General features: G+C 73.0%; 8 protein-coding genes. 3 read left to right on the top strand and 5 right to left on the bottom strand.

Translation table 11 applies throughout. The features are described from left to right. Positions 1-138 precede the first annotated feature (138 nt). Positions 139-765, bottom strand: a complete 627-nt coding sequence (locus AB0O36_RS36730; protein ID WP_365118296.1) for a flavin reductase family protein — start codon at positions 763-765, stop codon at positions 139-141. Positions 766-970: 205 nt separating this feature from the next. Here AB0O36_RS36730 and AB0O36_RS36725 point away from each other — a divergent pair, with 205 nt between their 5' ends. Next, on the top strand, positions 971-1,750 hold the full coding sequence (locus AB0O36_RS36725; RefSeq protein WP_365118293.1) for a VOC family protein: 780 nt from the start codon (positions 971-973) through the stop codon (positions 1,748-1,750). A 98-nt stretch (positions 1,751-1,848) separates the two neighbouring features. Here the strand turns inward: AB0O36_RS36725 and AB0O36_RS36720 are convergent, their stop codons facing one another. From AB0O36_RS36720 to AB0O36_RS36710, 3 genes are all read right to left on the bottom strand, one after another. Then, the gene (locus tag AB0O36_RS36720; protein WP_365118290.1) at positions 1,849-2,649 is read right to left on the bottom strand and encodes an enoyl-CoA hydratase-related protein; all 801 of its coding nucleotides are present in this window, start codon (positions 2,647-2,649) and stop codon (positions 1,849-1,851) included. Between the two features lie 109 nt (positions 2,650-2,758). Then, the gene (locus AB0O36_RS36715; RefSeq protein WP_365118289.1) at positions 2,759-5,002 is read right to left on the bottom strand and encodes an acetate--CoA ligase family protein; all 2,244 of its coding nucleotides are present in this window, start codon (positions 5,000-5,002) and stop codon (positions 2,759-2,761) included. 115 nt (positions 5,003-5,117) lie between these two features. Then, a complete protein-coding gene (locus tag AB0O36_RS36710) occupies positions 5,118-6,428 on the bottom strand; it encodes an NAD(P)/FAD-dependent oxidoreductase (protein ID WP_365118287.1) in 1,311 nt (436 codons plus the stop codon). 229 nt (positions 6,429-6,657) lie between these two features. On the opposite strand from AB0O36_RS36710, the gene AB0O36_RS36705 reads away from it, so the two are divergent. Beyond that, positions 6,658-7,110, top strand: coding sequence for a DoxX family membrane protein (locus tag AB0O36_RS36705; protein ID WP_365118285.1), 453 nt, complete (start codon positions 6,658-6,660; stop codon positions 7,108-7,110). Next, complete coding sequence (locus AB0O36_RS36700) at positions 7,107-7,547, top strand: Zn-ribbon domain-containing OB-fold protein (RefSeq protein ID WP_365118282.1); 441 nt, start codon at positions 7,107-7,109, stop codon at positions 7,545-7,547. Before AB0O36_RS36705 ends, AB0O36_RS36700 begins: the two co-directional genes overlap by 4 nt. Positions 7,548-7,621: 74 nt before the next feature. On the opposite strand, the gene AB0O36_RS36695 is transcribed toward AB0O36_RS36700, so the two are convergent. Continuing rightward, positions 7,622-8,299, bottom strand: a complete 678-nt coding sequence (locus tag AB0O36_RS36695; protein ID WP_365118280.1) for a pyridoxal 5'-phosphate synthase — start codon at positions 8,297-8,299, stop codon at positions 7,622-7,624. Positions 8,300-8,653 lie beyond the last annotated feature (354 nt).

The following is an 8,653-nucleotide window of genomic DNA, read 5'->3' as shown; positions in this document are numbered from 1 at the left end:
GGGGTCCCCGGACCCGGTGTCCGGTGCGGACTCCGCCGCAGACGCGGCAGACCCCTCCGACACCGCCGACGCGGCGGACTCCAGCCGTCCGGCCGCTCGGCCGTGACTCCTGACTGCTCGGCCGTGGCTCCCGGCTGCTCAGTCGGCGAAGCGGCCGAACCGCCCCTTGTGGAACAGCAGCGGTTCGCCCTCGCCGGCCGCGCCGATCGCCTCGACCCGGCCGACCACGATCAGGTGGTCGCCGCCGGTGTGCACGGCGTGGATCCGGCAGTCGATCCAGGCCGGTACGGCGGCCAGCCGGGGCGATCCGGTGACCGGGGCGGGGGCGTGCTCGACCCCGGCGAACTTGTCGGCGCCGCTGATCGCGAAGGCGCGGCACAGCTCGCCCTGTTCGGCGCCGAGGATGTTCACGCAGAAGACCCCGGCCCGCGCGATGCGCGGCCAGGTGGTCGACGTACGCGCGACCATGAACGTCACCAGGGGCGGGTCCAGGGACAGCGAGGCGAAGGACTGGCACGCGAAGCCGGCCGGACCGCCCTCGCCGCCCTCCGCCGTGGCGGGGGCCGTGATGATCGTGACCCCGCTGGCGAAGTTGCCCAGTACGGCGCGGAACTCGGCGGGACTGATCGGGGCGCGCTCGTCGTCGCCGACGGCACGGAGATCGGGCCGCGGATGCGCGTCGACGGGCGCGGGCTCCGCGGCGGTGGGGGAGCCGACTGATCTGAGGTATCGGACGACGGTGGCCGCCATCCCTGCGTGTCCCATCACACCACCGATTGAAACTGACGGATCGTCAGATAGGAAGACGCGTGCAGCCCCCGGGCCGCCGGTAGGCCCACCGGGTGAATGAGACGCCCGGAACAGGTCAGCCGTACGGCGCGGCGCAGCCGGACTGGGCATCGTGTCGGGGGCGGCAGGGGCGGCCCGGGCCGCCCCCTTCCACCCGGACCGACCCTGGAGGACAGACAGCATGCTCGGCACCGACTTCCGTACCGGATCTCCCAACTGGATCGACCTGGGCAGCCCCGACACCACCGGCGCGGCCGCCTTCTACGGCCTCGTCTTCGGCTGGGAGTTCGTCTCGGCCGGGCCCGAGGCCGACGGGTACGGCTTCTTCAGGAAGCACCACAAGACCGTCGCCGCGCTCGGGCCGCTCACCGACGAAGGGGCCGCGAGCGCCTGGATGGTGTACTTCCAGTCCCCGGACGTCCAGGCCACCACCAGGGCGGTCGAACAGGGCGGCGGCACGGTGCGCGCCGAGCCGATGGACGTGATGGGGGAGGGATGGACGGCCCAGTTCAGCGACCCGCAGGGCGCCGACTTCGCGGTCTGGCAGCCCGGCAAGACCAAGGGGCTCGAAACGGCCTCCGCCGACGACGCGCTGTGCTGGGTGGAACTGCACGTGGGCGAGCCGCTCGCCGACATCGCCTTCTACGAGTCGCTGTTCGGCTGGCGTTCACAGGAGATGGACGCGCCCGGGATGGAGTACCGCGTGCTCAGCGTCGGGGAAGGGGACCAGGAGGAGGGGGCCTTCGGCGGGGTGGCGCCGCTGACGGACACCGATGCCGCGCGCTGGGTGCCGTACTTCGCGGTGGCGGACGTGGAGACCACCGAGCGGGCCGTGGTGGAGAACGGCGGCTCGGTGCTGCTGCCCGGCGTGGACGTGCCCGACGTGGGGCGCATCGCCTGGCTGGAGGACCCGAGCGGGGCGGTGTTCGCGGTACTGAGGCCGAACCCGCGCCAGGAGTGAGGGGGCGGGGGAGGGGGCCGGGGGCGACCGGGTGGCGGCCCCTGTGGTGCCCCTCCGGCACCTTCGGGAACCCCTCGGGCACCCCTCCCCCTGCCGGGTCAGCAGCCGCGGTACTTGGGCGTGCGGCGCTCCACGAAGGAGGCCACGCCCTCGTTGGCGTCCGCCGTGGTCATGTTCACCTCCACCGCCGTGGCCTCGGCGGCCAGCGCCGTGGCGCGGTCGCCGTCGAGGGAGGCGTTGACGAGCTGCTTGGTCAGGGCGAGCGCCCGGGTGGGGCCCTGCGCGAGACGCTCCGCCCAGGCGCGGGCCGTGGGCTCCAGCTCCTCCGCCGGGACCACCCGGTTGACCAGGCCCAGCGCGGCCGCGTCGGCGGCGGGCAGCGCGTCGCCGAAGAACATCAGCTCCTTGGCCTTCTGCGGGCCGATCAGCCGGGGGAGCAGGTAGGCGCCGCCGCCGTCGGGGATCAGGCCGCGGCGTACGAACACCTCGATGAAGCGGGCCTGTTCGGCCGCGATGACCAGGTCGCAGGCGAGGGCGAGGTGGGCGCCGATGCCGGCGGCGGTGCCGTTGACGGCGGCGATCACGGGCTTCTCGCAGTCGAGGACGGCGGTGATCAGGCGCTGCGCGCCGCGGCGGATCATGCGGGCGACGTCCCCCGCGACCCGCTCGCCGCCCGCCGCGGGCCCGCCGCGCAGGTCCGCGCCGGCGCAGAAGCCCTTGCCGGTGGCGGTGACGACGACGGCCCGCACGGCGGGATCGGCGTCGGCCTCGCCGAGCAGCGCGATGACGCGCTCGCGCTGCTCCCAGGTGACGGCGTTCATGGCCTCGGGACGGTTGAGCGTGATCCAGGAGACGTTGTTCTCGGTGCGGTGCAATACCGACGTGTCGGGCTCGGCCATGGGTGTACGTGCTCCGCTTCAGTGGTGGGTGACTGGCTTGACCGTGCGGCTGCGGGCTGCGGGCTGCGGGCTGCGGGCGGGCCGGCTGTCCAGCCCGCCGACCGCACGGTCAACGGCAGATCGCGAGCGCGTCCAGCGCAACCGCCCCCTGCCCCCGCGGCAGCACCATCAGCGGGTTGATGTCCAGCTCGGACAGCTCGCCCCCCAGCTCCAGCGCCATCCGCTGGACCCGCAGGACCACCTCCACCAGCGCGTCCACATCCGCTGGCGGGGCGCCCCGTACGCCCTCCAGCAGCGCATGGCCTCGGAGCTCCCGCAGCATCGCCCGGGCCTGGTCCTCGCCGAAGGGCGGCACCCGTACCGACGCGTCGTGGAGGACCTCCACCAGCACACCGCCCAGGCCCACCGTGACCGTCGGGCCGAAGAGGTCGTCCTGGGTGACGCCGACGACCATCTCCACGCCCCGCTCGACCATCTGGCAGACGAGGATCCCGTCCAGCGGCACGTTCTCGTACCGCGCGATGTCCGTCAGGTCCCGGTACGCGTCGCGGATCTGGCTCGCCGAGGTCAGCCCGATCTTCACCAGCCCGAGCTCCGTCTTGTGGGCCAGCTGCGGCCCGGACGCCTTCATCACCACGGGGTAGCCGACCTGCCCGGCCGCGCGGACCGCCGCCGCCGCGCTGGTCACCAGCTGCTCGCGCGGCACCCGGATCCCGTACGCGCGCAGCAGCTGCTTCGCCGCGTGCTCGCTGAGCTGCTGCCCCGGCCGCATCAGGCCCTGGGCCTTGCGGTACGAGGGCGACGGCGTGCGCGGGGCGTCGTCGAAGGGCGAGCGGTAGCCGGTGGTGAAGCGGTGGTGTTCGAGGTAGGCGCGTACGGCGGTGATGCAGTTGCCGAAGGTGCGGAAGGTGGCGACCCGGGAGGAGCCGAGCAGGGTGGTGCGGTACGCGTCCTCGGTGCCCACCGGGGAGCCCCACACCACGCAGATCAGCTTGTCCGTCCGCTCCGCCGCGTCCACCAGGTCCTGTGCGAGCTTGTCGCTCATGGGCGGGAACGGCCCGGTGATCGGGCAGATCAGCACGCCCACGGACGGGTCGGCGAGGATCGCGTCGATGATCTTCGGGCCGCGCCAGTCGCCGACCGGGTGACCGCCGTTGTCCACGGGGTTGGCGACGTTCAGGTACTCGGGTATCCACTGGTGCAGTTCGGCCTGCTTGGCGTCGGAGAGTGTGGGCAGCGAGAGCCCCGCCTCCGTGGCCAGGTCGGAGAAGTGCGCTCCGGTGCCGCCGGAGATCGAGTAGACGACCACCCCGTCCGCCCGCGGCCGGCGGGCGCGGGCCAGCAGGGCGGCGGTGTCCTGGAGCTCGTCCAGGCCGTCCACCCGGATCACCCCGAACTGCCGCATCGCGGCGTCGACGACGGTGTCCGCCCCGGTGAGCTTGCCGGTGTGGGAGGCGGCCATCCGGGCGCCGGTCTCGGTCCGGCCGACCTTGACGGCGACCACCGGGACCCCGTTGCGGGCGGCCCGGTCGGCGGCGAGCAGGAAGGACCGGCCGTCCTTGAGTCCCTCGACGTAACAGGCGATCGCGCCGACCTCCGGCCGCTCGGCGAAGTAGGAGATGAAGTCGGCGGTCTCCAGGTCGGCCTCGTTGCCGGTCGGCGCCCAGTGGGAGAGCCGGATGCCCAGCTCCTGCAGGGTGTAGACGGGGCGGCCCTGGTGCCCGGACTGGGTGATCAGTGCGATCGCCGGTCCGTCGAGGTCCTCGCGGAACTCCTCGAAGGCGTTGAGGTTGGTGTTCGGGCCGAGCAGCCGCAGCCCGGAGCGCCGTACGGCCGCGGTGAGCCGGGCCTGGGCCTCCTTGCCCCGGTCGCCTGTCTCGGCGAAGCCGGAGGCGAAGGCGACCGCGAACTTCACCTTGGCCTCGGCGAGTTCCTCGATGACCGGGAGCGGGTCGGCGACCAGCAGCACGGCCAGGTCCACCTGTTCGGGCAGGGCTCCGACGGAGGCGAAGCAGGGCCGCCCGAAGACGGTGGTCCGGGTGGGGTGCACGGGGTGCAGCCGGGCACCGACGCGTTCCGCCCAGGCGATGAGCTGGCGCGTGATGCCGGTGTTGGGTCTGCCCTCGGCGTCGGAGGCGCCGATGACGGCCACCGATTCGGGCCGGAAGAAACGGTCGAGGTCGGGCACGTCGGCGTGCAGCGGCCGCCCGCTGACGTCCCGGGCGCCCGCGCCCGCCCCGTCGGCGGCGGGGTCGGCCGTCGTGGAATGGACGGCGTTGCGGGAATGGTCCCCGCAAGCCTCGACCCGTGCGCGGAAGTCGGTGGTGAGGGTGCCGTGAGTAGATCCAAGCATCGTTCCGCCCGCTCCTGCTCGATGACGCAGAGAAGCGCCAATGAACTGACGCCTTGTCAGATTACTGAACTGACGCGTCGTCAGGAACAGGGCTGCGCAAGAATGCGCGCAGATGTTACGGCGCGGTACGCGCCCTGCGCGCGGGGGACTGCGGGTTCGGCTCGGTGTTCTGCTCGGTGTTCGGCTCGGCAATCGACCCGGTGTTCGGCTTGCTGGGCCTCTTCGTCGGCGTCTTGGAGTTCGGCTTGGCGATCCGCTTGGCGATCCTCTCGGCGTCCAGGGCCATCTCCCGGAACATTCCGCTGATGGGGTTGGTGAAACCGGTGAAATACAGCCGTGGCGCGTTCGGCGACGTACGGGAGCCGTGCACCACCGGTCGGCCGCGCCCGTCCAGCACGCCCAGGTGCCCGACCAGCCCCTCCAGCGCCCGCCGGTAGCCGGTGGCCGCGATCACCACGTCCGGGGTGATGCGCGAACCGTCCGCCAGCACCACCGAATCCCCCTCGAAGGACTCCACGGCGGCGACCGGCACCACCTTCCGCGCCCGGACCGCCGCGATCAGCCCCACGTCCTGCACCGGGATCGCCCCTTCCCGGACCCGGCTGTACAGGCCGGTCTCCGGCCGGGGCAGCCCGTACGCCGAGAGGTCCGGCACGGCCACCTTCGCCTGCAGGGCGCCGATCCGGTCCACCATCCCCACAGGCAGCCGGCGCACCAGGATCCCGCTGCGCTGGGCGGACCAGCCGGCCGTGGAGCGGCGCACGATGTGCGGGGCGGTGCGCACCGCCAGCCGCACCCGGGCGGCGCCGCCCTCCACGAGGTCGACCGCCATCTCGGCCCCGGTGTTCCCGGTGCCGACGACGAGCACGTCACGCCCCGCGAACGGGGCCGCGTTGCGGTACTCCGCCGCGTGCAGCAGCTCCCCGGTGTAGTCCGCGGCACCCGGCCAGTCCGGCAGGTGCGGGGTGTGGTTGAACCCGGTGGCGACGACCACGGCCCGTGCGGCGAGCCGCCGGCCGCCGGTGGCGTGCAGCTCCCAGCCGTCGTCGGGGCCGTTGTCGTTCTCGGTGCGTTCGGCGTGCTCGGTGCGCTCGATGCGGGTCACCTCGACCCCGGTGACGATCTCCAGCTCGTGGTGCTCGGCGTACTTCTCCAGGTACCGCACCACGTTGTCGCGGGACACCCAGCGCCCGAAGCGGCGCGGCATCGGCAGTCCCGGAAGCGCCGACAGGCGGCGGGTGGTGTGCAGGCGGAGCCGGTCGTAGTGCCGCCGCCAGGACGCGCCCACGGCGTCGGACTTCTCCACGACGACCGCCCGGACACCGCGCGCGCGGAGCGCGGCCGCCACGGCGAGCCCGCCGGGGCCGCCCCCGATGACATACACGGGATGGGGCTCGGTGGCGGTCAGGTCAGGCGTTTCAGGCATGAAGGGTGAGCGTAGCGTCACGGAGCGTTCATGGGTCTCGGTCGGGCGGGGATCCGGTTGCGGATCGGTCACGGCGGGATTCGGCCGCGGACCGGTGGTGGCGGGGAATCGGTCACGGAGGTGGACGAGGGTCCTGCGGGGCTCTTGCGCGGACGCGCCGCATCCGCTGAACTGACGTACCGTCAGATTCACTCATGGGAGGGATCGGGCTCATGGGAGGGGTGGCCGTATGCAGACCATCTGGCTGAGCGGGGCCGAGTGGCTCGCCGTGCTGCGGATCGGCCTCGGCCTGTGGTGGCTGGAGAGTTGGCGGCACAAGGACAAGAAGGGCTGGTTCGAGCGCGGCACGGGCATCGCCTGGGCGGCCGACGTGGCGAACAAGCACCGGTGGCCGTTCGTGAAGACGGGCTTCGTGTCCGTCGTACAGCCCCGGCCGAAACTGATGGCGTACGTGGTGGTGTACGCGGAACTCGCCCTCGGCCTGGGACTCGTCCTCGGGTTCCTGACCCCGGTGGCGCTGGTCGGCGGCCTGCTGCTGAACCTGCTCTACCTCGTCCTGATGATCCACGACTGGGCCGAACAGGGACAGAACTCGATGATGGCCCTCATCTCCCTCGTCGCGCTCTTCGCGATGAGCTGGCAGACCTGGTCCCTGGACTCGGCGATCGGACTCTTCTCATGACCGCGGCCCCCGCCGCCGGCGGCCCCCGCTTCGACCTGCCCGAGACCGACGACTTCACCCGCCCGTACTGGGACGCGGCCGCCGAGGGCCGGCTGCTGCTCCGCCGCTGCACGGCGTGCGGACGCGCGCACCACTACCCGCGCGAGTTCTGCCCGCACTGCTGGGCGGGCGAGGACCGCGTGGAGTGGGAACGGGCGAGCGGCCGGGCCGTCCTCTACACGTGGTCGGTGATCCACCGGAACGACCTGCCGCCGTTCGGGACGAGGGTCCCGTACGTGGCCGCCGTCGTTGACCTGCAGGAGGGCCCGCGCATGATGACGGAGATCGTCGACTGCGAGGAATCCGCGCTGCGCATCGGGATGCCCCTGGAGGTCACGTTCCGGAGGGAGACGGAGGAGATCTCGGTACCGGTGTTCCGGCCGGTGGCGGGGGGCTGAGGGGGCGGTGGCGGGGGGCTTGGCGTCGGGCCTTGGCCTTGGTCTCGGTTTCAGCCTTGGCCTCGGTCTCGGCGTCAGGGCCAGAGCAACCCGCGCTCCCAGCCGGCGGCCTTGCCGCCGGCCCCTGTACGGCGGCGGTAACGCAGCCGTACGTGCCGCCGCATGGCGTCCCCCTGGAAGAACTCGACCTCGTCGGGGATCAGCGTGTACGCCGTCCAGGTCGGCACCACCGCGTCCGGCTCCGCCCCGGCCCGCTCCCACGCGGCCGCGGACGCGGCCACGAGCGTCTCGCGCCCGTCGAGCACCTCGCTCTGGTGCCCGGTGAGCGCGGCCGCGAGCGCCCCGCGCGACCGTACGGCTCCGGGCCCGTCGGCGGTGACACGCCCCCGGATGCGGATCTGCTGCGCGACGGCGGGCCAGTAGAAGTGCAGGGCGGCAGCAGGCCGGGCGGCCAGCTGCCGCCCCTTGGCGCTGCCGGCGTGCGTGGCGAAGTGCCAGCCACGCGCGTCCGCGTCGTGCAGCATCAGCGTCCGTACGTCGGGCAGCCCATCGGCGTCCACGGTGGCGAGAGCCATGGTGTGCGGTTCCACCTGGCCCGCCTTGACGGCATCCAGGAACCACGAGTGGAACAGCGAGACCGGCTCCGCGGGCGCCGCACCGGCCTCGAACCCGGGCAACTCCCGATCCCACACGCGCTGCGCGCGCAGGGCTTCGGCGAACTCGTCGTGGGTGGTCACGGGACTCCTGGGCATCGCTCGGCGGGCACGCTTCGAACACGGCCACGATAGGCGGAGAGGCGGGCGGTGGCTGCGGCGCCACCCGCGCGGCACGCTCCACCCCCCGAGCCGCGCCGGGCCGGGCCGGGGGTTGCCCACCCACCCCCGGCACCGTGCCACCGAGCCGGAGGACGCAGCGGGGCTGGGCCGGGGCAACAGCCGGATGTCAATTGAGCCGGACTGCTCTGTGGAGCGGGGGCTGGGGGTGTGCCGGTGCTTCGCCTGGACGGCATCTGGGTGGTGCCCGGGGGTGGCCCGTCAGTCCCAGTGTCATTACGGGTCCGTCAGTCCTGTCAAGGGCGCTCCTTCGTCGCGTCGCCCGGAGGGCGA

The organism is Streptomyces sp. NPDC089799, from assembly GCF_040684755.1.
Lineage (GTDB): Bacteria > Actinomycetota > Actinomycetes > Streptomycetales > Streptomycetaceae > Streptomyces.
Note: the sequence above shows the minus strand (reverse complement) of the source record. Positions and strands in the feature narration are given on the sequence as shown.